This is a genomic window from Sphingorhabdus lacus, from assembly GCF_009768975.1.
Taxonomy (GTDB): domain Bacteria; phylum Pseudomonadota; class Alphaproteobacteria; order Sphingomonadales; family Sphingomonadaceae; genus Sphingorhabdus_B; species Sphingorhabdus_B lacus.
Window position 1 is genome coordinate 2714420 of the sequence record NZ_CP035733.1, and the last position, 23555, is coordinate 2737974.

Annotated in this window: 19 protein-coding genes and 1 tRNA gene; 15 read left to right on the forward strand and 5 right to left on the reverse strand. The window is 57.3% G+C overall.

What is annotated here, in order from left to right; all coding sequences use genetic code 11:
* The first annotated feature begins 46 nt into the window (after positions 1-46).
* A complete protein-coding gene (gene mutS, locus EUU25_RS12835; RefSeq protein ID WP_246162724.1) occupies positions 47-2653 on the forward strand; it encodes a DNA mismatch repair protein MutS in 2607 nt (868 codons plus the stop codon).
* 7 nt (positions 2654-2660) lie between these two features.
* Here mutS and EUU25_RS12840 read toward each other — a convergent pair whose 3' ends face one another.
* The gene (locus EUU25_RS12840; protein WP_158901566.1) at positions 2661-3926 is read right to left on the reverse strand and encodes a NupC/NupG family nucleoside CNT transporter; all 1266 of its coding nucleotides are present in this window, start codon (positions 3924-3926) and stop codon (positions 2661-2663) included.
* An 87-nt stretch (positions 3927-4013) separates the two neighbouring features.
* On the opposite strand from EUU25_RS12840, the gene EUU25_RS12845 reads away from it, so the two are divergent.
* The 6 genes from EUU25_RS12845 (at position 4014) to EUU25_RS12870 (ending at position 8137) form a co-directional block, all read left to right on the forward strand.
* Positions 4014-4670, forward strand: coding sequence for a queuosine precursor transporter (locus tag EUU25_RS12845; RefSeq protein ID WP_158901568.1), 657 nt, complete (start codon positions 4014-4016; stop codon positions 4668-4670).
* A gap of 2 nt (positions 4671-4672) precedes the next feature.
* Positions 4673-5563 (forward strand): acetylglutamate kinase, encoded by an 891-nt coding sequence (gene argB, locus EUU25_RS12850; RefSeq protein ID WP_158901570.1) that lies wholly within the window; start codon positions 4673-4675, stop codon positions 5561-5563.
* 70 nt (positions 5564-5633) lie between these two features.
* Positions 5634-5936: a YggT family protein gene (locus EUU25_RS12855; RefSeq protein WP_158901572.1), complete on the forward strand. Its 303-nt coding sequence runs from the start codon at positions 5634-5636 to the stop codon at positions 5934-5936.
* The gene (gene folD / locus EUU25_RS12860; protein WP_158901574.1) at positions 5933-6829 is read left to right on the forward strand and encodes a bifunctional methylenetetrahydrofolate dehydrogenase/methenyltetrahydrofolate cyclohydrolase FolD; all 897 of its coding nucleotides are present in this window, start codon (positions 5933-5935) and stop codon (positions 6827-6829) included. Before EUU25_RS12855 ends, folD begins: the two co-directional genes overlap by 4 nt.
* A 4-nt stretch (positions 6830-6833) precedes the next feature.
* Positions 6834-7520: a Cif family virulence factor gene (locus EUU25_RS12865; RefSeq protein ID WP_246162726.1), complete on the forward strand. Its 687-nt coding sequence runs from the start codon at positions 6834-6836 to the stop codon at positions 7518-7520.
* Positions 7517-8137 (forward strand): MarC family protein, encoded by a 621-nt coding sequence (locus EUU25_RS12870; protein WP_158901576.1) that lies wholly within the window; start codon positions 7517-7519, stop codon positions 8135-8137. The genes EUU25_RS12865 and EUU25_RS12870 overlap by 4 nt, the downstream gene beginning before the upstream one ends.
* Positions 8138-8154: 17 nt before the next feature.
* On the opposite strand, the gene EUU25_RS12875 is transcribed toward EUU25_RS12870, so the two are convergent.
* Positions 8155-8772, reverse strand: a complete 618-nt coding sequence (locus EUU25_RS12875) for an LON peptidase substrate-binding domain-containing protein (RefSeq protein WP_158901578.1) — start codon at positions 8770-8772, stop codon at positions 8155-8157.
* Positions 8769-9692: a tetratricopeptide repeat protein gene (locus tag EUU25_RS12880; protein ID WP_246162728.1), complete on the reverse strand. Its 924-nt coding sequence runs from the start codon at positions 9690-9692 to the stop codon at positions 8769-8771. The genes EUU25_RS12875 and EUU25_RS12880 overlap by 4 nt, the downstream gene beginning before the upstream one ends.
* Before the next feature lie 197 nt (positions 9693-9889).
* Here EUU25_RS12880 and EUU25_RS12885 point away from each other — a divergent pair.
* A tRNA-Gly gene (locus EUU25_RS12885) sits at positions 9890-9964 on the forward strand.
* Positions 9965-9997: 33 nt separating this feature from the next.
* On the opposite strand, the gene EUU25_RS12890 is transcribed toward EUU25_RS12885, so the two are convergent.
* Complete coding sequence (locus EUU25_RS12890) at positions 9998-11113, reverse strand: fatty acid desaturase family protein (RefSeq protein ID WP_425505183.1); 1116 nt, start codon at positions 11111-11113, stop codon at positions 9998-10000.
* A 181-nt stretch (positions 11114-11294) separates the two neighbouring features.
* Here EUU25_RS12890 and EUU25_RS12895 point away from each other — a divergent pair, with 181 nt between their 5' ends.
* Together EUU25_RS12895 and EUU25_RS12900 are read left to right on the forward strand one after the other, a co-directional pair.
* A complete protein-coding gene (locus EUU25_RS12895; RefSeq protein WP_158901579.1) occupies positions 11295-12476 on the forward strand; it encodes a glycoside hydrolase family 68 protein in 1182 nt (393 codons plus the stop codon).
* Positions 12473-13366: an ROK family protein gene (locus tag EUU25_RS12900; protein ID WP_158901581.1), complete on the forward strand. Its 894-nt coding sequence runs from the start codon at positions 12473-12475 to the stop codon at positions 13364-13366. Before EUU25_RS12895 ends, EUU25_RS12900 begins: the two co-directional genes overlap by 4 nt.
* Positions 13367-13372: 6 nt before the next feature.
* Here EUU25_RS12900 and EUU25_RS12905 read toward each other — a convergent pair whose 3' ends face one another.
* Complete coding sequence (locus EUU25_RS12905; protein ID WP_158901583.1) at positions 13373-14386, reverse strand: LacI family DNA-binding transcriptional regulator; 1014 nt, start codon at positions 14384-14386, stop codon at positions 13373-13375.
* A 172-nt stretch (positions 14387-14558) separates the two neighbouring features.
* Between EUU25_RS12905 and EUU25_RS12910 the strand changes: the two genes are divergently transcribed.
* From EUU25_RS12910 to EUU25_RS12930, 5 genes are all read left to right on the forward strand, one after another.
* Positions 14559-15881, forward strand: a complete 1323-nt coding sequence (locus tag EUU25_RS12910; RefSeq protein ID WP_158901585.1) for an MFS transporter — start codon at positions 14559-14561, stop codon at positions 15879-15881.
* 165 nt (positions 15882-16046) lie between these two features.
* On the forward strand, positions 16047-18566 hold the full coding sequence (locus EUU25_RS12915; protein WP_158901587.1) for a TonB-dependent receptor: 2520 nt from the start codon (positions 16047-16049) through the stop codon (positions 18564-18566).
* A gap of 106 nt (positions 18567-18672) precedes the next feature.
* On the forward strand, positions 18673-20178 hold the full coding sequence (locus EUU25_RS12920) for a tryptophan halogenase family protein (RefSeq protein WP_158901589.1): 1506 nt from the start codon (positions 18673-18675) through the stop codon (positions 20176-20178).
* Positions 20179-20181: 3 nt separating this feature from the next.
* Entirely contained in the window at positions 20182-21540 is a 1359-nt protein-coding gene (locus EUU25_RS12925) for a putative 2OG-Fe(II) oxygenase (RefSeq protein WP_158901591.1), read from the forward strand.
* Between the two features lie 40 nt (positions 21541-21580).
* The gene (locus EUU25_RS12930; RefSeq protein WP_158903408.1) at positions 21581-23551 is read left to right on the forward strand and encodes a beta-galactosidase; all 1971 of its coding nucleotides are present in this window, start codon (positions 21581-21583) and stop codon (positions 23549-23551) included.
* Positions 23552-23555: the final 4 nt, after the last annotated feature.

The window sequence follows — 23555 nt, forward strand, 5'->3', positions numbered from 1 at the left end:
TAGAGCAAGCATTGCCCCATAGTCTTGCCTTCGCTAACGCAGCTATATGGCGGGCGATAACAAACCGACACCGATGATGGTGCAATATCTGGGTCTGAAGGCGAAAGCGGGCGATTGCCTGCTCTTCTACCGGATGGGGGATTTTTTCGAACTTTTTTTCGACGACGCTCGCGTAGCTTCGGCAACACTTGATATTGCGCTCACATCGCGTGGGGAGCATGATGGCAACCCGATTCCGATGTGCGGCGTTCCGGTGCATGCCGCTGAAGGCTACCTGGCGCGGCTCATAAAGGCTGGGCATCGAGTCGCCATTGCGGAGCAGACCGAAAGCCCGGAGGAAGCACGTGCACGTGGCGGGTCCAAAACACTTGTTGCCCGAGACATCATCCGCTTTGTCACCGCTGGTACGCTGACCGAGGACAGCTTGCTTGATAGTTGGGCATCCAACATGCTTGTGGCAGTGTCGGCGATCGGTGATTCCGTCGGCATCGCCGCGGCTGATATATCAACAGGCCACTTTGAACTGGTTAATGTGCCTCACGGTGCGCTCGAAGCCGAATTGGCACGGCTAGCCGCCAGCGAGATTATAGTCACAGATGGATTTATAGGCGCGCCATTGGGAGCGATCCAGCGACCGAACGCAGAATTTGATAGTCTCGCCGGCGAGCAGAGTCTGAAGCAGCTTTTCATGCTCTCGACGTTAGAAACTATTGGCGCCTTGACTCGCGCTGAGCTGTCTGCGGCGGGGGGATTGCTCGCCTATCTTGGTCATGTTGGCCAAGGTACTATGCCGTTCTTGAAACTGCCTTTGCACCGTGAAGTACATGACCACCTGTTAATCGATCAGGCTACCCGCGACAGTCTGGAAGTTAACAGTGGTACTAAAGGCGGTCGTGCGGGCTCTTTGCTTGCGGAAGTGGACCGGACAATTACCGGCGCAGGGGCGAGACAGTTGGCGACGGATTTGGCCGCTCCCTTGATGGACAAAGCACGAATCGACGCGCGCCTTTCATTGGTACAATGGTTCCACGATGCCCCACTGTTGCGCGACGCTATCCGCATGGCACTTCGCCAACTGCCTGATATCGCCCGTGCTCTTGGCCGCGTGGTCGCGGGACGAGGAAGTCCGCGGGACGTCGGACAAATTCGCGACGGTTTAAACGGTGCTCGCACCTTGCGCGAAAGACTTGGCAATGCGGATGATCGGCCTCTGTTGCTTGACCAGTTGCTACCCTCGCTTGACGGGCACGGGGCGATGGTGGATCTGTTCACCCGCGCGCTGGTCGCCGCCCCGCCCACCGACACGGGGCAGGGAGGCTACATCGCCGAAGGCTATGACGCAGCGCTTGATTCCCTGCGCCTTGCCGGGCGTGATGGCCGGCATGCCATCGCCCAAATGGAAGCGCGCTACCGTGCTTTGACCGGAATTTCGGCGCTCAAGATCCGACACAATGCGGTATTGGGTTATTTCGTCGAGGTTCCGGCTAAATATGGCGATGCACTTCTGGCGCCCGGAAGCGGATTCACTCACCGTCAGACAATGGCGGGCGCAGTGCGTTTCAATTCACCCGAACTACATGAAGAAGCAGTTCGCATCACTCAGGCTAGCGGTCATGCGGTTGCGGCAGAAGCGGCCCATCTGGAAGAGTTGATAGTCTATGTACTTGATCGCCGTGACGCGATATCTGCGAGCGCCGAAGCGTTAGCTCGAATCGACGTTGCTGCTGCACTCGCGGAACGTGCCGTCGAAGGCGGTTGGTGTCGTCCGACTTTTTCAGATTCACCGGAACTACATATCGATGGCGGCCGACATCCGGTTGTGGAAAGCGCGCTTTCCAAATCGGGTGACCGATTTATCGCGAATGATTGCACCCTTACTCCGGACCGTAGGCTTTGGCTCGTTAGCGGCCCTAATATGGGCGGTAAATCAACATTCCTGCGGCAAAATGCGCTAATCGTCCTGCTTGCGCAGGCGGGTAGCTATGTTCCTGCGTCAGTAGCCCGGTTGGGACTCGTCGATCGGCTGTTTAGCCGCGTCGGGGCGTCCGACAATCTGGCCCGGGGCAGGTCAACTTTCATGGTCGAAATGGTCGAAACGGCAGCCATTTTGGCACAGGCAACGCCGCGCAGCTTTGTGATATTGGACGAAGTTGGACGCGGCACTTCTACCTACGACGGCCTCGCCATCGCTTGGGCCGTTGTCGAAGGCATTCACGAAAAAAACCGCTGTCGTTGCCTTTTTGCTACCCATTATCATGAACTGATTCGATTGGCGGAAAGTTTGGATGCGCTTTCGCTCCACCACGTTCGGGCGAAGGAATATAAAGGCGATCTTGTTTTGCTGCACGAACTTGCAGAAGGTCCTGCTGATCGCAGTTATGGCATTGCCGTTGCGAAATTGGCGGGACTGCCGCCGTCGGTCATCGCTCGGGCTCAAACGGTGCTCAGTAAGCTTGAGAAGGGTCGGGCTGAGACAGGTGGATTGGCAGCTGGCCTTGATGATTTGCCACTTTTTAGCGCCGCTCTTAACTTGGCTGAAGCTAGGGTAGATGTTTTGAGGGACAAGCTGAACGGCCTCGACATCGATTCCCTGAGTCCCCGGGCCGCGCTTGACTTGCTTTATGAGCTCAAGCGCGCGGCGGGTGAGGAGTGATTTAGCCCTAGCCCAAACTGAGGAACAGTCCCGCCAATGCCGCGCTCATCAGGTTGGACAGGGATCCGGCCGCCAATGCTTTGAGGCCCAGCTTTGCGATGACGGGACGCTGGTTGGGCGCCAGTCCACCTGTCACGGCCATCTGGATGGCAATCGACGAGAAGTTGGAGAAACCGCACAAGGCGAACGTCACGATCCCGACCGTGGCCGGCGACAAGGTCTTCAGGGCACCCAGATCAATGAAAGCGACAAATTCGTTGAGGACGATCTTGGTTCCGAACAGCCCGCCGGCTTGCAAAGCCTCGCCCCATGGAACGCCCAGCAAAAACATGACCGGCGCAAAGACATAACCGACAATCTGCTGGAAGCTGAGATCGGGCTGGCCAAACAACCCGCCGATTCCTCCCAAAATGCCATTGGCGAGTGCGACGAGCGCGACAAAGGCGAGCACCATCGCACCAACGGCAACGGCCAGCTTGACCCCGGTCTGCGCGCCTTGGGCCGCGGCCATGATGATGTTGGCAGGTTTTTCTTCCCCATCGTCGGCAAGGATTACGGGCTCTTCATCCGGGTGCGGATTGGCAAGGGCAGGGTCGCCTTCGCTGACCGGCATGGGCGGCACGTCGGGCATCATCAGCTTGGCCATCAAGATGCCGCCCGGTGCCGACATGAAAGCGGCGGCCAGTAAATAGTCGATGCGAATGCCCATGGATGCATAAGCCGCCAATATGGTGCCTGCGACTCCGGCCATACCGACTGTCATCACGCAAAATAGCTGCTCGGGCTTTAGGCTGGCCAGATAGGGACGGATCACAAGCGGCGATTCCGACTGGCCGACAAAGATGTTGGCGGCGGCGCACAGGCTTTCGACTTTGGAAATACCCGTTACCTTCTGCAAGCCACCGCCAATCCAGCGGATCACATATTGCATCAGGCCCAGATAATAGAGGATCGAGATCAGCGACGCGAAGAAGATGATGACGGGCAAGGCCGCAATCGCAAAACTGTTTCCGCCAATTTCGGGTGATGCCAGCGGGCCGAAGATGAAGTTGGTTCCCGCTGCCGCATAGCCCAGAAGATTGGACACACCGTTCGACATGACTTCCAGCACCGTCTTGCCCCACGGCACATAGAGCACCAGCGCAGCCAGGCTAGCCTGCAACGCAAAGGCGGCACCGACGACGCGAAACTTGATGGCGCGGCGGTTCGACGAAAGCGCAACCGCAATCGCCAAAATCACAACCATGCCTGCAAGGCTTAACAAAATTTGCATGAAAAACTCCCGACCCCGAGCACTTTACACTCCACCTAGCGTCAACCTCGGTCTTGCGCCAATAAAATTAGACGCTAGTCAGTGTCCATGACTGAACAGACCACATCGGGCACTTCTCTGAGTGCCATTCCGCGCTCGCTCTTTGTATTTGCGATCTTTTACGGCGGCATGGTTCCCTTGGGTGGGTTTCTGGGGGCAAAGCAGGTGGCAATTGGTCCCCTGGCTGTCGAAGCCGGGATCTTTCCCTTCCTGACACTGATCGCGGTATCGAGCGCCATTGCCGAATTGCACGGGCGGGACATTGCCGATCGGCTGGTCCGCTATGGTTTCGTTCCGCTGTTTATCGCGATTGGCCTATCCTATTTCGTGCTGCAACTGCCGACCGATGCCGGCATGTACGAACCCGCGAAGGAAGCCTTCCCCATCATCGTCGGCCAAAGCGGCCGCATGATGGCGGCAGGCATTTTGGCCTATGGCGTTTCGGTATCCCTGAATGTCTGGTTGTTTGCGCGGCTGAAAGGGACATCGGGGCGGTTCCTCGCGATACGCGGCTTCATTGCAGCGGCGCTTTCGCAAATTGTCGACACGTTGATCTTCATCACTGTCTCCTTCTATGGAGTCCGCCCCATTGCCGAACTCATGATGGGTCAAATGATCGCCAAAATCGTCCTGTCGGCGGTGATGGTTCCATTGGTCATTGCGCTTGTAGTGCGTATCGGCCGCAAACTGGATGCGGCGGCCTGACGATGAGCATCGACCCTATCAATCTCGCCAAGGCGGAAACGCTTACCGAAGCCCTTCCCTATCTGCAGCGTTATGCGGGTAAGACCTTCGTCGTGAAATATGGCGGCCATGCGATGGGCGATGCGGCTTTGGCACGCGATTTTGCATCGGATGTCGTCTTGCTGAAGGCGGTCGGTATCAATCCGGTCGTTGTGCATGGCGGCGGCCCGCAAATCGGCGCAATGCTCAAGAAATTGGGGGTCGAAAGCGAATTTGTGGATGGCCTGCGGGTCACCGATGCAGAAACCGCCAAGGTCGCCGAAATGGTTCTTTCGGGCGCGATCAACAAGGAACTGGTCGGCTGGATTAATGCCGCCGGTGGCCGGGCTTTGGGAATCTCCGGCAAGGATGGCGGGTTTGTAACCGCAACCAAAGTGCAGCGGACGCAGAAAGACCCCGACAGCAATATTGAACGCAATATCGATCTGGGATTTGTGGGCGAACCAGAGAAGGTCGATCGCAGTGTTATCGACACAATCAGCGGCGCCGGAATGATCCCCGTCATCGCCCCGATCGGCGTAGGCGAAGATGGCCACACCTATAATATCAACGCAGATACCATGGCGGGTGCTGTGGCAAGCGCTTTGGGGGCTTCGCGCCTGTTCCTGTTGACAGACGTTGCCGGCGTATTGAACAAAGCAGGCGACTTGCTAACCGATCTCGACCCCGAAGCCATTGCTGCACTGCAGGCCGATGGCACGATCAGCGGCGGGATGATCCCCAAAATCGAAACTTGCGTTAATGCAGTGGAGGCAGGAGTAGACGCCGCCGTTATTTTGGACGGACGTGCAAGCCATGCGATGCTAATTGAAATGTTCACGGACAAGGGTGCGGGTACGCTGATCCACAAATAGTGTTTTAGGTGATTGATACAGCGCGCCGCCTCGGCTAATCGCACCTATCTGTCTTCTATCGGAGAAACCCATGCTTCTCGCGCTTATTTCGATCATTGGTTATTTGATGACGATCTTGTCGACCGTCGTCATTGTTCAATTCATCCTTAGCCTTCTGATCGCTTTCAATGTGGTTAGCCTGTCGAACAATTTCGTATCCTCGATCTGGCATGCCCTGAACATGATATTGGATCCGTTTCTAAAACCGATCCGCAAGATTATGCCGGATACCGGTATGATCGACTTTTCTCCCATGGTGCTGCTGATCGGTTTACGCATCCTGCAAATGCTGTTGATGGGTCTGGCCAATGACATTGCTTCGGCGGGCATGTGAGCACCGATAATATCATTGATGGCAAGGCATTCGCGGCAGATCTGCGCGGACGTATTGCGGCATCTGTGCTGGACTTCGTGGCACATAGCGGTCGCAAGCCCGGGCTGGCCGTTGTGCTGGTCGGCGACGATCCCGCAAGCCAGGTCTATGTAGGCTCCAAGAAAAAGGCGACGATTGAAGCTGGAATGGCCAGTTTCGAATATCGCCTGCCCGAAGATACCGCACAGGCCGACCTGATTGCTTTGGTCGAACGGCTCAACGCCGATGAACAGGTTGATGGCATCCTCGTTCAATTGCCTTTGCCCTCGCATATGGACGACAAGGCCGTGATTGCCGAGCTTGATCCAGCCAAGGATGTGGACGGTTTCCACGTCGTCAACGCCGGACGGCTTGCCGTGGGCGAAGATGCCTTTGTTCCCTGCACGCCTTTGGGCTGTCTGATGCTTCTCAAGGACCGGTTGGGCGATTTGTCAGGCAAAAATGCCGTAGTGATTGGTCGTTCCAACATTGTAGGCAAGCCGATGGCGCAACTATTGCTGGCCGAAAATTGCACCGTCACGATCGCGCACAGCCGGACACAGGATCTGGCTGATGTCGTGCGCCGTGCCGATATCATCGTAGCAGCTGTTGGCCGTGCGGAAATGGTGAAAGGCGACTGGATCAAGGACGGAGCGGTCGTCATCGATGTTGGAATCAACCGGCTCGCGCCAGCCGAAGGCGAAACCAAAGGTCGTCTGGTCGGCGATGTTGCCTTTGCCGAGGCGGCGGTGCATTCTGCCGCCATCACACCGGTGCCGGGAGGGGTTGGCCCCATGACAATCGCCTGTTTGTTACGCAATACACTGGTGGCGGCATATCGCCGTGCCGACCTGCCACGGCCAAAGGGATTTTGATGCGATGATGCGGATTGGCCTAGTTGGCGCAGCCCTGTTGGTTCTTTCGGCCTGTGTCGGGGGACCGCGCGCACCGGCCGGGTTCGAACCGCGCATCGCCAATCCGAGCGCGATCATCTCGGCTGAAATAGCCTTTGCCCGACTGGCACAGGAAAAGGGGCAGTGGACCGCCTTTCGCGAAACAGCGGCGAAGGATGCCGTAATGTTCGACCCGGAGCCCAATTTGGCGCAGGCCTGGCTTAAAGGCCGCGCAGACCCGCCCGCTGCGGTCAAATGGCAGGCGCATAAGGCATTCATGTCATGTGATGGCAAAACCGGAGCAACAACTGGCGCATGGCAGCGGCCCAATGGCACATTCGGTTATTTCACAACCATATGGCAGTTCATTCAGAAGAATGAACGTGGCGACGGCGAATGGAAATGGGTGGTTGACCATGGCGATGCGCTGTCGACACCGCGCGTGCCCAAGGAAATGATCGAGACAAAGGTAGCAAGCTGCAAGGGCCGCGCCCCCGCGCTGCTAACCGCCCCTGCCGAAGGTGCGCAAATGAAAAGCGGGTTTTCGCGCGACCAATCGCTGAGCTACACATGGGTCGTACAACCTGATGGCAGCCGCACGGTCGAGGTGAAATTGTGGAACGGGCAAATGTCCGAAACCGTGATTTTGGATCAGGTCGCGGCATCTAAATGACTGACCTGTTCCTTTCCGCCTTCATCACATTTTTCGTCGTCATTGACCCACCGGGTTGCGCGCCGATTTATGCCAGCCTGACCAAGGGGGCGAATGCGGCACAACGCCGCAATATGGCGTTTCGCGCCATATTTGTAGCGTCGCTAATATTACTGGTATTTGCGCTTTTCGGCGAAGAATTGCTTGCGGCGCTACATATCGAACTCAACAGTTTTCGTATCGCCGGCGGCATCATGCTGTTCCTGATCGCCATCGACATGGTGTTCGAAAAGCGCACGGAACGCCGCGAAGAACGGGCACAGAAAATCATCGATACGCCCGAGATCGAAGATGTATCCGTCTTCCCCATGGCTATGCCGATGATTGCGGGGCCGGGGTCAATCGCGTCGGTCATGCTTCTGATGGCGCAGAATGACGGTCTGGATCGGGCCGGGATCATTCTGGCTGCTCTTGCGGCTGTTCTGCTTCTAACGCTGTTGGCGCTGCTCGCGGCGGGTCCGCTGATGCGGGTGCTGGGTGCCAAGGCGGAGGCCGTTATTACCCGGCTGCTCGGCGTATTGTTGGGTGCGTTGGCCGCACAATTTGTGATTGATGGTTTGCGCGAAAGCTTTTTGTAAGCGGATTTGATCGAATGCTATTGCAAGGTAACGCGGTCGTCCGAACCATCGTGCCGACCGAAAAACTGCATCAACTGAACGATCAAATCGGCTCGCGCCGATAAGCCGCGTGCCTCTAGCAAGGCTTGCTTGGCCGCATAATCGAATGGCGCTATCTGGGCGATGGCGTTGACCAGTGAATAATCATCCAGTTGTCCGACCGCGCCCCAATCCACGGCATAGCCTTGAATGTCGGCAAAGCGGCGGGACTCGATTTCAAGCGACGCACGTTCGGCAATCGACAGTGCGTCGGATGCCTCGTCTTCTTCCCATAGGTCCGCTTCGACTTGGCGGAAACTGGTGCTGACGTCGAGCTCCTTGCGGATCGTAAAGCGCTGCAGCCCCTCCAATATGATGTTGTAACGGCCGTCTTCCATTGCTTCCACATCGCCGATCCGGCCCAGGCAACCAACTTCGAACAATGCGGAACCATTACCCTGTCCCTTTGGTTGGACCATGCCGATCATCCGGTCGCGTGCGAGCGAATCGCCGACTAAATCGCGGTAGCGTTGCTCGAAGATATGCAAAGGCAATTGCATGCCCGGAAACAAAATCGCGCCGGTGAGGGGAAAGATCGAGATGCGGCGAATGGTCATCCGAACAAAATGGCCGACAATTTGCGGCGTGTCGCCGAAACCCAGGGGTCTTCCAGGCCGATCATCGCAAATATTTCGAGCAACCGCGCTTTGGCCGCACCATCATTCCACGCACGATCTGCTGCGATGCTTTGCAGCAACGCGTCGGCGGCTTCATCCCGCTGGCCAGCAGCCATCAGCGCGTTGGCAAGCTCAATCCGCTTGGCATGATCGTCCGGCGCAGCCTCGACCGCGGCTTTGAGTGTGTTGAGCTCGTCCGGTGCCACGGCGGCTGCCGCGATGCTTAAAACCGAGCTGGCCCGTACCAAGGCGGCGTCCGCCTTCAGCGTTTCGTCCAGACTGTCATAAATGGCCTGCGCCTCATCCGCGCGGCCCAGCGCTGCCAAGGCGCGAATCAGTCCGGACAGGGCGCCGGGATGTTCGGGCGCAATAGCGAGCGCGTCGATAAACAGGTTATAGGCCTGCTCTGCGCCATCATGTTCCAGCAATTCTTCGCCCGCGTCCAGCAAGGGCGTGATCTGCGCCGCAGGGTCGGGTGACCCGTCTCCCGCCTGTATGGGCAGCTTTTCCAATATCTGGTCCAGCATTTGGGCCAATTGCGGCTCGGTCCGGGCCGGGGTCAGGTCAGCAATGGGTTGACCTTGGTAAATGGCATAGACGGTGGGGATGGACCGGACCTGGAATTGCGCGGCTATGAATTTATTCTCGTCCACATTCACCTTGGCCAGAACGACACCACGGTCGGCATAATCGGCCGCAACCTTTTCCAGCACCGGCGTCAGCTGCTTGCATGGGCCGCACCATTCAGCCCAGAAATCCAATATGACGAGTTTGTCCATCGACGGCGTCACCACCTGTTCGCGGAATTGCTCGACTGCTTTTTGCTCTTCGGTGGTCAGGCCCATCGTTGCCAAAGTCATTCTCCGTGCTTTGTAAGCGGATTCGTACCTGCCCTATGTGCGCAAAGTCACGCCTTATACAAGACAGGCAATCACCCGTTTGCATAAAAAGCATGTAATTGGGGGTTGCGGGGGGAAATACCCCATGCTAACGGCGCGCCTCACCTGTCGGGGAATCGAGATGGCCACTAGGTCAATCACATGTCCCGACCGCCAGAGCGGGCGTAGCTCAGGGGTAGAGCACAACCTTGCCAAGGTTGGGGTCGAGGGTTCGAATCCCTTCGCCCGCTCCAGTTTTTTCAAAGACTTCCGAATAATAAGGCCGCTTAGGCCCCGCGCACCATTGTGCTTTTCGCCAGGCGATAGGCGAGGCCGGGTAGGCCCTTGTAACTGGCGCTGTGGTAGGCGGAATCCGGCGCAAGTTCAGCGCTGAGGCGGCGATGTGCTTCGCCCAGTGCATGATAGGGCACGCTTGGCAGCAAGTGGTGTAGCGCGTGGTAACGCAGGCCAACCGGCGCCCACAATGCGGGCAACAGCCCTGGCGGCGGTACATTGACGCTGTCGAGGAATTGCGCGGTGACGCTCAACGGTTCGCCATCATTTTCCCACAGGTGGGCGACCAATGTGCGAATCTGGTTCAGCACGGCGACTGCCGATACGATAGCCAAAAAGATCAGGAACGCGTTCAGCGGGATGATTCCGGTGAAAACACCGGTCAGCAGCGCAATCGACCAGAGGCTGGCGGCGGTTTCCTGCCAGATCCAGTTACGGCGCGCCTCGCCTTCGGCCGGACGGCGGCGGAAGGCGGGGTTGATGACCAGGCCGGAGTAACGTTCCACCACAAGCCTGCGCAGCGGCGGGATGAACAGCGATAAGGGCGCCAAAACGGCATTGCGGAACAGCAGCGCGAAGGGCGCGAGGATCGATACGAGGATGAAGACCGGCAGGGTCCACGGCTTCATCAGCGCAAGCGGGAGATATTCAGGGTCCTGATCGGTTCCATAACGGGTGCGCGCATGGTGCAGATTGTGAATGCCCTCATACATATAGGACGGCACCAGCAACGGCACGCCAATGACAGCGTTAAAGCCGAAACGGAAACCCGGCACCGATGAATGCTTCATATGGGTGACTTCATGGATAAAGCCCCCCGCCCGGTAGAGCGCGAGTATCGAAACGGCCGCGGCCACGAGCTTCAACCAAAGCGGGGCGGCCATTATGGCAACGGCGAGCGCGGCATAACCCAGAAACGCTGAGAACAGGAAATCCGACCAGAAGATACGCGGGTTCGCGGTCCCAAGATCGCGCGTCAGTTCAGCGACCGCGCGCAGCATAGCCTTGTCGTCGGGCACGCGTTTCAGGCGCTCGGCACGGGCGGCAACGCCGATGTCGGACGCTGTTTCGCGCGCCGCTTCGGCTGGGGAGAAGGTCATGTCAGTCATATTGCAAGTTTCGCATTGGGGATCGTAGCCTTCCAGATAGGCATTAGTCATGGCGATATCATGGCAAAAAAGGCCAAATATGGCTGGGAAATTTCGCTGACCCTTATTAATGCAATCGATTGTTGTAATTTGCCGACAGGCGTTATAGGGACAGGCCCGAAGAGAGGGGCAAGAGCAGCGAATGTCGATTTCAGCGCACTATATTTCCGATGATCGCGGCTGGCCGGCATCCCAATGGACTGCGGAGCATGTCGCGGATATCGCCAGGCATCCATTGCCCGAAGCACCCTTCATCACTTCAGAAGATGTCGTATCCGTCGTTCCGGATCAGGATTTGTGGGACCTGTGGCCCCTGCAGAATGCCGACGGCACGGTTGCGAACATCACGGGCGGTGAGCTTTGGATGGTGTTGTCGGCCCCCCGTTTGCCAGACCCCGGCCTGCGCCATGACATTGCACGTACGCGGCTGCTCTTCCGGACAGGACGGACATGGGTTGATTGCGGCCTCCTGTTTCCAGATGACCTGAATCCCGGAACACGTGAATGGTCCGGCTCGGCCCGTTTCAATGCGGAAACCGGCGAGGTGACAGCCTATTTCACGGCAGCAGGCCGTCGCAGCGACCCCACACCCAGTTTTGAACAACGGCTGTTCCAGACAACAGGACAACTCAACCTTTCGGGCAGCCGCCCGACCATTTCCAACTGGTCCGCCGCAAGCCCCATCGTTGTTAATGATGGCAGCCTGTATGTCGATGTAGCCGTCGACCAGGGCGTACCCGGAAATATCAAGGGTTTCCGGGATCCTTATTGGTTCTGCGACCCAGTCGATGGCAATGCCTATATCCTGTTTACCGGGTCTCAACCGGGTTCACAGTCCAGCCATAATGGCGTCGTGGGACTGGCGGTGGCGCATTCCGCAATGGGTGAGGACGGATTCCGCCTGTTGCCACCTATCATTACCGCCGACGGTGTTTGCAACGAAATGGAACGTCCGCATTTGGTCCTGAAGGACGGCCTCTATTATCTCTTCTGGTCTTCGCAGAACGCCGTATTTGCCCCTGATGGTCCCAAGGGGCCAAGCGGGCTTTACGGCATGGTCGCGCCTTCGCTGACTGGACCCTATACACCGCTGAACGGTACAGGTCTTGTCATCGCGAACCCTGAAGCCGAGCCAAGGCAGGCATATTGCTGGCAAGTTCTGGACACGCTGGAAGTATATAGCTTCATCGACCATTGGGGACTGGAAGGCCGCGACATTTTTACTGATCCCCGATTGCAGCGCGACCAATTCGGGGGCACTATCGCACCTGTGTTAAAGATCGCTATCGACGGGAATACCACACAGCTTCTGGGTCTCGCATGAGTCGCACCGTTTTTGGCTGTATCGAGGCCGGCGGAACGAAATTTGTGGCCGGCATAGTAGCGGGCCCCGATGATATTCGCGAAACCGCGCGCTTCGATACGACTACACCGCAGGAAACAATCGGCGCAACGCTCGATTGGTTGCGCGCGGCGCAAGACCGCCATGGCGCACTAGCCGCAATCGGCATCGCAAGCTTCGGTCCGCTGGAACTGGATCGTCAAGCACCCGACTGGGGGCACATAACCGCGACAACGAAAAAGGGGTGGAGCAACACCGATTTTGCAGGATTGATCGGCCGTGCTCTCGACTTGCCTGTTGGATTCGACACAGATGTGAACGGCGCGGCACTTGCCGAGTCCCGATGGGGCGCCGGGCAAGGAAAGCCTGCCAGTGTTTATATTACGATCGGCACCGGTATTGGCGGCGGCGCCATTGTCGATGGCAAGCCTCTTCAGGGTCTATCCCACCCCGAAATGGGCCATATCCGCGTTCCCCGCCACCCGCTGGATACGGCATTTCCCGGTATTTGCCCGTTTCACGGCGATTGCCTGGAAGGTCTCGCCAGTGGCCCCGCCATCAAGGCGCGGTGGGGCGCGTCCTTGTCCGAACTGCCATCCGACCACGAAGCGCATGATATCGTCGCCTGGTATTTGGCGCACATGGTGGTGACGCTCCAATCGATCATGGAGCCGGGCTGTGTCATCCTGGGCGGAGGCGTGACCGGAACGCCTGCGTTGCTCGACCGGATTCGCGCGCAGGCCGACAAATTGGGCGGGGGTTATTTCCGCGGAAGGGCATCCGACATTATCGTGGCGCCCGGCCTTGGCGACAAAGCCGGATTACTCGGCGGATTGGCGCTGGCGCAGGATATTCTGACGTCGACTATTTAAGAGCACTTAGCTCGATTGACGGATGACCAATTCGGGCTTTAGCACCACTGACCGCGTCGCTTCACCTGCAATGCGCCGGAACAACAGGTCAACGAGGTGTCCTGCACCAGCGGCAAGGTCCTGCTTCACTGTCGAAAGTGTTGGCACCGTCTGATTGGCAAAGGGCAAGTCATCATAGCCCACCACATGAACTTGACCCGGCACCTTAACGCCATGTTCGGCGAGCGCGCGTAACGCGCTCATCGCGATCACGTCGGATGCGGCGATGATGCCGTTGGGGATCGACTGTGTGTCATCCAACCATTTGCTGATGGCAGGGTGCGCGGTTTCGGCGGTCAGATGGGCCGGCAAGATGCTGAGATTGTCTCCCAGACCTGCCGACGAAAGAGCGGCGCGGCATCCTTCAAGCCGCTCGGCAATTTCGGGCGCGACCGGATCGCCAAAGAATGCAAAATTGCGGCATCCCCGGTCAATCAGATGCTGTGCGGCGATTTCGCCACCCTTTCGGTTGTCCGAGCCAACAGAGCAGTGATTCTTGCCCGGCAAATTTGCCCCCCAAGCGACCAAAGGAAGATAGCGGCTGGCAACTTTTTCGATGACATCGATCTGGTCCGACTGGCCAATTAATATGACGCCGTCCACACGACCGGAATCAACAACGCGGTTCAGCCAGTCCGGATCTTTCGGAATAACGCGTGACAAAAGAAGATCATGCCCCCTCTCGGTCAGCGCATCGGCCAGATGGCCCAGCATGGTCATGAAGAACGGGTCGGAAATATGCTGCCCGGTTTCATGGCCGAGTGGAATCAGTACGCCGATGGCGCCAGCGCGTTTGATCCGCAGGTTGCGCGCCATGACATTCGGCCGAAAGTCATGTTCGCGGGCGAGCTGCTGGATTTTCTCGCGGGTCTTTTTGGCAATCAGGTGGGAATCTGCCAAGGCGCGCGAAACTGTTCCGGGAGAGACCCCGGCCAAACGCGCCAAATCTGTGATATTCCGAACCCGCCCCTGACCGTCCATTTTTGCTCCTAATACCGGGTTCAGACCCCTTTAATATTGAGGACGATTTGCCCCCATGGCAAGAGGAAAGAAAATAACAGTCCCGTGTTATGCAATCGTTTGTTGCAATATTTTCCCCAAGCGTTAGCAGATAATGAGGAGAGTGGCGGATTGTTCCGCACAGGAGAGAAAAATGTCACAACCGGCGACCAAGCCACATCTGTCCTTGTCCAAAATTCTGCAAATGAATCTAGGCTTCTTGGGCCTGCAATTCAGCTTTGGGCTGCAGCAGGGCAATATGGCGCCGATTTATTCCTATCTCGGCGCGGACGAGGCTTCCCTGCCGATTCTGCAACTGGCGGGTCCGATTACCGGATTGGTCGTGCAACCTATCATTGGCGCAATGAGCGATCGTACAAATTCGAAATGGGGGCGACGCACGCCCTATTTCATTGTCGGTGCAATATTATGCTCGCTTGGCCTGCTGTTCATGCCTCTGTCGCAAAGCATATTGATGGCAGCGAGCCTGCTTTGGATCCTGGACGCTGGCAATAACATCACGATGGAGCCTTATCGCGCCTATGTCAGCGACCGTCTGAATGAAGACCAGCACAATGTCGGCTTTTTAACCCAGAGTGCCTTTACCGGGCTGGCCCAATGTCTTGCGCTCGGAACGCCAGCGCTGCTGGTCGGTCTGTTTGGCATGAACAAGGATGCCATTGGCGCCAACAATATTCCCGATACGGTCTATGTTGTCTTTACCATCGGAGCCGTTCTGTCGCTTTCCACCATATTATGGTCTGTCATTCGCGTACCAGAGCTGCCTCTGACGGAAAGCCAAAAGACCGAGATTGCGGCACAGCCAAAAACTGCTTCTGCAACCTTCAAGGAAATTGGTTCGGCGATCATGGAAATGCCACGGCCCATGCGCAAGCTGGGCGTGATGATGCTGTTCCAATGGTATGCGATGGGCATTTACTGGACCTATGTGACCTATTCGATTGCCCGATCGGTTTACAACACCAGCGAACCGGTCAGCGACGGTTTCCGCAGCGCCGTGCTGACCAACGGGACAATGGCGGCCTTTTATAATGCCGTGGCTTTTGTGGCGGCGCTGGTGATGATGCCTTTGATCCGGAAAATGGGTGCACGCAAGGTGCATGCCGTGGCGCTGGTGGCAGGCGGTCTTGGTATGATGGCCATTCCCCAGATGACCGAAACATCTATGTTGTTCCCGGCCGCCATTGGTGTCGGCATCTGCTGGGGCAGTATCATGGGAACGCCCTATGTCATGCTGGCCAGCTGCATTCCGCCACGCCGGACCGGGGTCTATATGGGGATTTTCAACATGATGATCGTAATCCCCATGCTGTTGAACGCCGCGACCTTCCCCTTCTATTATGAACCTTGGCTCGGGGGCGATGCCCGCAATGCGCTGGTACTCGCGGGTGCATTGCTGATATGCGCAGCAATTGCGGTTATGCGAGTGAAGGATAGCGAATTAGGTACCCCCTGAACGGCCTAAAGTCCGGAAAATTGTGACGATAATGCCACAGAAAAGCCTCGGATAAAATTTTATGCAAAGGTTTGCGAAAAATTCTTGCAAACGATTTCCAAATCACTATCAAGCGCAGTGGAGGCGTAAAACAGCGCCCATTTACGATTTTTAGGGGAGGATGATATGAAGATATCCCGTTTGCATGGTTATGCATCAGCGATCGCGTTGTGCACGGCATTGGTTGCCGTTCCGGCATTTGCGCAGGATGAGGCCGCAGCTGCTGATGAAGAAGTTTCCAGCCTTGACGAAATTGTGGTGACCGCCTCGGGCCGTGACCAGACCAAGATCGAAACCTCGGTATCTGTTACCAGCATCGACGCCCAGCTTATCCAGGATTTTCAGCCGAGCTCCGAAGCTGAAGTCTTCAAACTGATTCCCGGCATTCAGGTGCCCGGAACATCCGGCCCTGGTGGTAACTCCAATATCGCGGTGCGCGGTCTGCCGGTTGCTACCGGTGGTGCTCCTTTCGTGCAATTGCAGGAAGACGGCCTGCCAGTTGTTCTGTTCGGCGATATCCAGTTCGGCAATAACGACTATTGGACACGTTTTGACCCGTCGGTCGCCAGCATCGAAGCTGTACGTGGCGGTTCTGCCACGACCTTTGCATCGCAGGCCCCAGGCGCTGTTATCAACTATATCAGCAATTATGGCCGTGAAGAAGGCGGCTATGTCGAGCTCAAAAAAGGTATCGATTACAGCGAAACCCAGTTGAACTTCCGCTATGGCGGCGCACTGACCGACAGCATGAACTTCCATGTTGGTGGTTCTTTCAAGCGCGGTCGCGGCCCGCTCAACGCTGGCTATAATCTTAGCGACAGCATTCAGGTAAAGGCGAATGTCACCAAGGAATTTGGCGATGGCAAAGGCTATTTCCGCCTGCTGTTCAAATATGCCGATACGGCAGAACCCAACTACACAGGTGCACCAGCCTTGGCGACAATCAGTGGTGGCAAGGTCAGCAATGTGCGTCCTTTCCCTGGCTTTGATGGCCGCACGGACACCAACTACTCGCTCTATAATCAGAGCTTCCTGATCTATAACCGTCAGGGCACGCTGGAGCGCGTCAAAATGGACGGGATCACCACCAAGCAGAAGTCAATCGGTGCCTCGTTCCACTATGAGTTGAGTGACAATATCACTGTCGACAACAACGCCCGCTATTCCGATCTGAGCGGTGGCTTTGCATCGCCCTTCCTTGGGATCGCGACAACAGCTAGCGTTCTGGGTTCTACCGTCAATGGCCGTACCGTGCAGGCAATCCGCTATGCGAGCGGACCCAATGCCGGACAGCTCTACACAGGCACCTATCTCGACAATAACGTGAATGTGAAGACGAATATCCGCGATCTGGGCAGCTTTGTGAACGATCTGACCATCGCTGGTAAATTTGAAACGGGCTTTGCAGATCTGACTGCGCGTGTCGGCTATTTCTACATGGACCAGACCATCGCAATGGACTGGCATGTTAACAAATCGCTGCGCGAACTCAGCGGCAATAACCCTTCGCAGCTTGACCTGTTTGACAGCGCAACATCGACCGCAGCTGCCAACCAGATCACGCAAGAAGGTATCTCTGGCTATAACAATAACTGGGGCAATTGCTGCGCACGTGATTATGATCTGTCCTACACCAACACTGCGCCATATGCGCAGTTGGTGCTCGACAATGACACCTTCAATCTGGACGGCAGCGTTCGTTTTGAAAAGGTCAAGGCATCGGGCTACACCATTGCCGGAGGCCCGGAGTTCAACGTAAATTCCAATGGCATCCTCATCCCCACGATGACCGCCAACGGCACACGCGAAGTTCTTGACTATAGCCGCAGCTACACGAGCTGGACCGCAGGTGCCTTGTGGAAAGCAACGCCTGATCTGTCGATCTTCGGTCGTGCATCGCGTGGTGGCCGCTTCAACAGCGATCGTCAAACCGTCAGCGGAAAATTCAACCCGGATGGCAGCCTCTGCACCCGTGCACAGGCAACCGCGCTGGCCTGTACCGACGGCGTTACGCCTTCGGTCGACTTCGTGAACCAGTATGAAATCGGTTTGAAGAACCGGGGCAACTTGGGTGATGGCCGTTACACCGTTGAGTTCACCCTGTTGAAGGGCGATTTCAAGCGTAGCGACTTTGAACCAACCACGACCGGTATCTGCCCCGGCGGCGGTTGCGTCATCGACAACAGCTTCAAGACCCAGGGTGCCGAATTCTTCGCCACACTGCGTCTGGGCGGTTTCAACTTCATCGCCAACGCAACCTACACAAAGGCGAAGCAGAAGTTCACGTCGACCCGCAATGGGACCCAAGTGGCAGGCTCGGCCAATTTCGGCCGCGCGCTGAACATTCCGGACCTCAGCTACTCGCTGTCGGCCAATTATGACGTAATGGAAATTGCAACCATCGGCGTCACCGCAGTGGGTCAGTCGAGCACTTTTGACGGCGCGTTGGTCTATCCGGGCAAAACGGTCTTCAACACCAATTTGAAGGTCATGCCGCTCGAAAATCTGGAAGTGGGCCTCAATGTCTACAACCTGTTCAACACCTATGACTCGCGCGGTAACGGCAACGGAACCTTTGGCGGCGGCATTACCGGCACACCGGTAATCGGCCGCACGCTGACCGGTTCGGTGCGTTTCAGCTTCTAAACCAAAACCGAAGGGTCACACCTTCGACAGGATAAGAGGCGGGTCCGGCGGCGCAAGCTTCCGGACCCGTTTTCGTTGCAAAAACAAGTAGCGGGCGTAACGGGAAATGATGACGGACAAGCGTATCGAATCGATTGTAATTGTCGGCGGCGGTTCGGCCGGATGGATGACGGCGGCCGCGTTGTCGAACAGCCTGCGGCAGGGGTGCAAGATCACCCTGATCGAGTCCGACGATATCGGCACCGTCGGTGTAGGTGAGGCCACGATTCCGCCTATCCGCACGTTTAACGAAATGCTCGGCATTGATGAACGCGAGTTCGTCAAATCGACCCAAGGCTCGTTCAAGCTGGGGATCGAGTTTGTCGACTGGGGCCATTTGGGCAACCGCTATTTCCACCCCTTCGGACCACATGGCCGGGCGTTCGATATCGTCGGACTCCACCATTATTGGCTGAAGGCGCGCGAGGCCGGAGAGACGGCGGCCTTTGACGAACATTGCATGGCATGGGCACTCGCGCGGGCAGGGCGCTTTACGCGGCCCGGGCAAGACCCGCGCAATGTGCTGTCGACCTTTGACTATGCCTATCATTTCGACGCCGGGCTCTACGCACGTCATCTGCGGCGTTATTCCGAGGAGCGTGGCGTTTTACGGGTCGAAGGCAAAATCGCTTCAGTCGCCCAAAATGGCGAAAGCGGATTTGTCGAGACGGTTCAACTGGAGGATGGCCAGGTCTTTGCCGCCGATCTGTTTATCGACTGCTCCGGATTTCGCGGGCTTCTGATCGAGGGCAGTTTACAAACGGGCTACGAAGATTGGTCGCATTGGTTGCCCTGCGACCGGGCCGTCGCCATGCCTTGTGCGAAGGGTGGCGCGTTTACGCCCTACACCCGTTCCACCGCCCGCGCCGCCGGGTGGCAATGGCGCATCCCGCTGCAGCACCGGACAGGCAATGGCTATGTCTATTGCAGCCAGTTTATATCGGACGAAGAAGCTGAGGCAACGTTGCGCGGCAATCTGGATGGGGAGGCGCTCGCCGGGCCAAACCGCTTGCGCTTTACCACGGGTCGGCGGAAGAAATTCTGGAACAAGAATGTCATCGCTATCGGCCTGTCGAGCGGCTTTATGGAGCCTCTCGAATCGACCAGCCTACATTTGATCCAAGCGGGCATTTCGAAACTTTTGGCGCTGTTTCCGGACAAGGGCTTCAACCCGCTGCTGGCCGACGAATACAACCATATTGCGGTGACCGAATTTGAACGCATCCGCGATTTTCTGGTGCTGCACTATAAACTCACCACCCGCGACGACAGTGAATTGTGGCGCTATTGCGCGCATATGGAGATCCCCGACACGCTGCAGTTCAAAATCGACCATTTCAAAAGCTATGGCCGCCATATCGCACGGGACATGGATTTGTTCGGCCCGCCCAGTTGGCTCGCCGTGCATATCGGACAGGGCAATATTCCCGATGCAGTCGATCCGCTGTTCGACTATCGCGGGATCGATGGACGCGAATGGCTGGGCAAGTTGCGAGGCGCGATGCAGTTTGAAGCCGAGCGCCAGCCGAGCCACCAGCAGTTTATCGACCAGCATTGCAAGGCAGGCAGCTAAACCGTGGACGCCGCCGCGCTGTTCCGGACAGCCTGTCAGGCGCGGCAGAACCAGGATATCGAAAGCGCGATCGGGGCGATTGACGATGCGCAGCGGCTGGCCCCTGATGACCCCCAGATCGCAGCGGTCCGCGCGCTTTTATATTATGAGAGTTGGCGACCGTCCTCCGACCTTTTTGCTCACGCCCTGGCGCTGAATCCCGAAGATATGCAACTTCGCCGCAATCAGGCGTTGGCTTTGGTATCGGAAGGGGAGCGTGACGCTGCCGAAGCCTTGCTCGAACGCGAATTGCAGCGGCAGCCGGTCTGGTCGGAAGGGCATAGCACCTTGTCGCGCATCCGGCTTACTGCGGGCGATGCTGCAAATTATGACCGCAGTTTCGCCGACGCCTGCGCCCGTCAGGATGGTTCGTTTTCGCTGCATCTCGCCTGGTTCCATCAGGCCGCTTTGATAAAGGATTGGGATAAAGTCAGGTCGATTCTGGCCAAAGCAGAATTACGCTATCCCGGACAAAGCGCGTTGCGTTCCGCGCGTTTCTATCTCGCGGCGGAGTCGGGAGATGAGGCCGGTGCCGAAGCTGCTTATGGCGATGTTGCCAACTTGGCCGATCCGGGTCTGGATCTGTGCAAGGTGCGTTACCATCTGCGCAAGGGCCATTGGGGTGCCGCAGAAGAATGCGCGCGCCGTTATATCGGAACGCCGGTTGGCGCGATGTTCTGGCCTTATCTGTCGCTCATATGGCGCGTGACGGACAATGCGCTGGCGCACTGGCTGGATGGTGCGCCGCCCTATTTGTCTGTCATTGATTTGGACGTTTCGTCGAGGCAAGTTTCTGATCTCGCGGATGTGCTGCGCCGCTTGCATATCCTGCAGGCGCCCTATCCCGAGCAATCGGTACGCGGCGGCACGCAAACCGACCGACCGCTGTTTTTTCACCCCGATCCCGCGGTGCAGGCCATACGTCGCACGATCATGAATGCGGTGCGCGGCTTTGTGGAGGCGCTGCCCCCCCCTGATCCGCGGCACCCTTTGCTGGGGGCCAACCGTTCCACAATGCTGCTGGACGGCAGCTGGTCGGTTCGACTTACGGGTAAAGGCTTTCATGCCAGCCACAGCCATGTGAACGGATGGATCAGTTCGGCTTTTTATGTTGCCTTACCCGACCAACCGGGACCACCGCCGTCTGGCCATTTCGCGCTGGGCACGCCGCCGCCGGAACTGGGGCTTGAACTGCCAGCCTATCAAACGGTCGAGCCACGCCCGGGGCGGCTGGTTTTGTTCCCGTCCACCATGTGGCACAGCACCATTCCCTTTGACGCGGGGGAGCGGCTGACCATCGCTTTTGATATTAAGCGTCCATGAAGCTCTTGCTCTTGACGGGATGCCCATTAACAAGACCGTCATGTTAGGCGTTTGCTATTATCCCGAACATTGGCCCGAACAGATCTGGGCTCGCGATGCGCAGCGGATGCGCGATCTGGGCCTCACCTATGTGCGCATCGGTGAGTTCGCCTGGGGCCGTTTAGAAAAGAGCGAGGGCCAGTTCACTTGGGAATGGATGGACCGCGCTATTGACACATTGGGAGAGGCCGGGCTGAAGGTGGTTCTGGGCACACCCACGGCGACACCGCCCAAATGGTTGTGCGAAAAATATCCGGACATTTTGCCGGTAGATACCCACACCGGCCAGCGCCGTGACTTCGGTTCGCGCCGCCATTATGATTTTTCCAGCGAAACCTATCTTGTTCAGGCGGAACGCATCAGCGCAGCGATGGCGCAGCGTTACGGCTCACATCTCCATGTCGCAGGATGGCAGACCGATAATGAACTCTGCTGCCATGATACAACGCAAAGCGCGTCACCGGCGGCGCGTGATGCATTCCGGATATGGTGCGCCGAACGCTACGGGACAGTCGAGGCACTGAATGCCGCCTGGGGCAATGTGTTCTGGTCGATGGAATATGACAGCTTTGACCAGATCGAGCTGCCATTCTTCACGGTATGCGAAACAAATCCTGCACACCGTCTCGCTTTTCGCCGCTTTGCATCGGATCAGGTGGTGCGCTTTCATGACGTCATGATTGCCGCTATCCGCGCGCACGCAGGCGAGGGGCAATGGGTCACACATAATATCATTCCGCCTGCAACGACCGGCGTCGATAATGCCGGGCTGACCCGCGGTCTCGATTTTGTAAGCTATGATAATTATCCGCTCGGCTTTTCAGACCAGTTGATGGCCAGGGCACCGGCTTCGGATTGGCAGCCCTTCATGCGGACGGGGCACCCTGATTTGGCGGCGTTGAATTTCGATTCGGTGCGCGGGCTTTCCAAAGGGGCCTGGTGGGTGATGGAGCAACAGCCTGGCCCGGTAAACTGGGCTCCCCACAATCCACGCCCGGCGCCCGGCATGATACGGCATTGGACGTTGCAGGCCTTCGCCCATGGCGCGGCCTGCGTGGCCTATTTTCGCTGGCGGCAGGTGCCCTTTGCGCAGGAACAGATGCATGCGGGATTGCTGCGTCCCGATGACCAGCGCGCACCTGCATGGCCAGAAGTTGAACAGGTTGTGCGTGAAATGGCACTGCTGGGCGATCTGTCGGCAGTATCCGAAAAAGCGCCGGTAGCGTTGCTGGTTGATCCCGCTTCGGCGTGGGTTGACGATATCGAGCGGCAAGGTGCGGGTTATCGTTATCCGGCGGTTGTGTTCCAATATTATGGCGCGCTGCGGGCCTTGGGGCTGGATGTGGATATCCTGCCTGCGGGCGATGTGCCGCTGGACGGATATAAGTTGATCGTCGCTCCGACGCTTGCAATGCCGGATGAAACAACCGTTGGGACATTGCGGGCGAGTGATGGCTTGCTTCTTTTCGGACCGCGTTCGGGCGCAAAGACACAGGAGTTTTCCATTAGCGACGGTTTACCGCCTGGCCCGTTGCGGGAATTTGTACCTGTAAAAGTCATCGCAGTAGAGACATTGCGCCCGGACTGTACCGGGGGTCTTCATTATCAAGGCGAGCATTTCGAAAGCGGTCGCTGGCGCGAAACAATTGAAGCAGGCGATACGGAAATCGTGGCAACCTACGAAGATGGTGCTCCTGCTGCCATTCGTTCGGGCCGCAGCACCTATATAGCGACATTGACCGATGACGCTTTTCTGAAAAGCGTTTTGGTTCGGCTGTGCGCCGAAGCGAATATTCCGGTCACGCCGTTGCCGCCGACCTTGCGTTTACGCCGCCGCGGCGATCTGAGCTTTGCCTTCAACTTGTCGGATGAATCTACCCATGCTCCAGCATCCGAAGACGCAGAATTCGTAATCGGCGGTCGCCAGATCGAACCCTTTGGTGTCGCTGTCTGGCGATCAGCCGCCATTTAACGGC

Coding starts and splice junctions, on each gene's coding strand:
- EUU25_RS12930 (WP_158903408.1), top strand. CDS start 21,581: ATGTTAGGCGTTTGCTATTATCCCGAACATTGGCCCGAACAGATCTGG.
- EUU25_RS12900 (WP_158901581.1), top strand. CDS start 12,473: ATGAGTCGCACCGTTTTTGGCTGTATCGAGGCCGGCGGAACGAAATTT.
- EUU25_RS12895 (WP_158901579.1), top strand. CDS start 11,295: ATGTCGATTTCAGCGCACTATATTTCCGATGATCGCGGCTGGCCGGCA.
- argB (WP_158901570.1), top strand. CDS start 4,673: ATGAGCATCGACCCTATCAATCTCGCCAAGGCGGAAACGCTTACCGAA.
- EUU25_RS12890 (WP_425505183.1), bottom strand. CDS start 11,113: ATGACTGACATGACCTTCTCCCCAGCCGAAGCGGCGCGCGAAACAGCG.
- EUU25_RS12865 (WP_246162726.1), top strand. CDS start 6,834: ATGATGCGGATTGGCCTAGTTGGCGCAGCCCTGTTGGTTCTTTCGGCC.
- EUU25_RS12840 (WP_158901566.1), bottom strand. CDS start 3,926: ATGCAAATTTTGTTAAGCCTTGCAGGCATGGTTGTGATTTTGGCGATT.
- EUU25_RS12845 (WP_158901568.1), top strand. CDS start 4,014: ATGACTGAACAGACCACATCGGGCACTTCTCTGAGTGCCATTCCGCGC.
- EUU25_RS12915 (WP_158901587.1), top strand. CDS start 16,047: ATGAAGATATCCCGTTTGCATGGTTATGCATCAGCGATCGCGTTGTGC.
- EUU25_RS12880 (WP_246162728.1), bottom strand. CDS start 9,692: ATGACTTTGGCAACGATGGGCCTGACCACCGAAGAGCAAAAAGCAGTC.
- EUU25_RS12905 (WP_158901583.1), bottom strand. CDS start 14,386: ATGGACGGTCAGGGGCGGGTTCGGAATATCACAGATTTGGCGCGTTTG.
- mutS (WP_246162724.1), top strand. CDS start 47: ATGGCGGGCGATAACAAACCGACACCGATGATGGTGCAATATCTGGGT.
- EUU25_RS12870 (WP_158901576.1), top strand. CDS start 7,517: ATGACTGACCTGTTCCTTTCCGCCTTCATCACATTTTTCGTCGTCATT.
- EUU25_RS12910 (WP_158901585.1), top strand. CDS start 14,559: ATGTCACAACCGGCGACCAAGCCACATCTGTCCTTGTCCAAAATTCTG.
- EUU25_RS12875 (WP_158901578.1), bottom strand. CDS start 8,772: ATGACCATTCGCCGCATCTCGATCTTTCCCCTCACCGGCGCGATTTTG.
- EUU25_RS12920 (WP_158901589.1), top strand. CDS start 18,673: ATGATGACGGACAAGCGTATCGAATCGATTGTAATTGTCGGCGGCGGT.
- EUU25_RS12855 (WP_158901572.1), top strand. CDS start 5,634: ATGCTTCTCGCGCTTATTTCGATCATTGGTTATTTGATGACGATCTTG.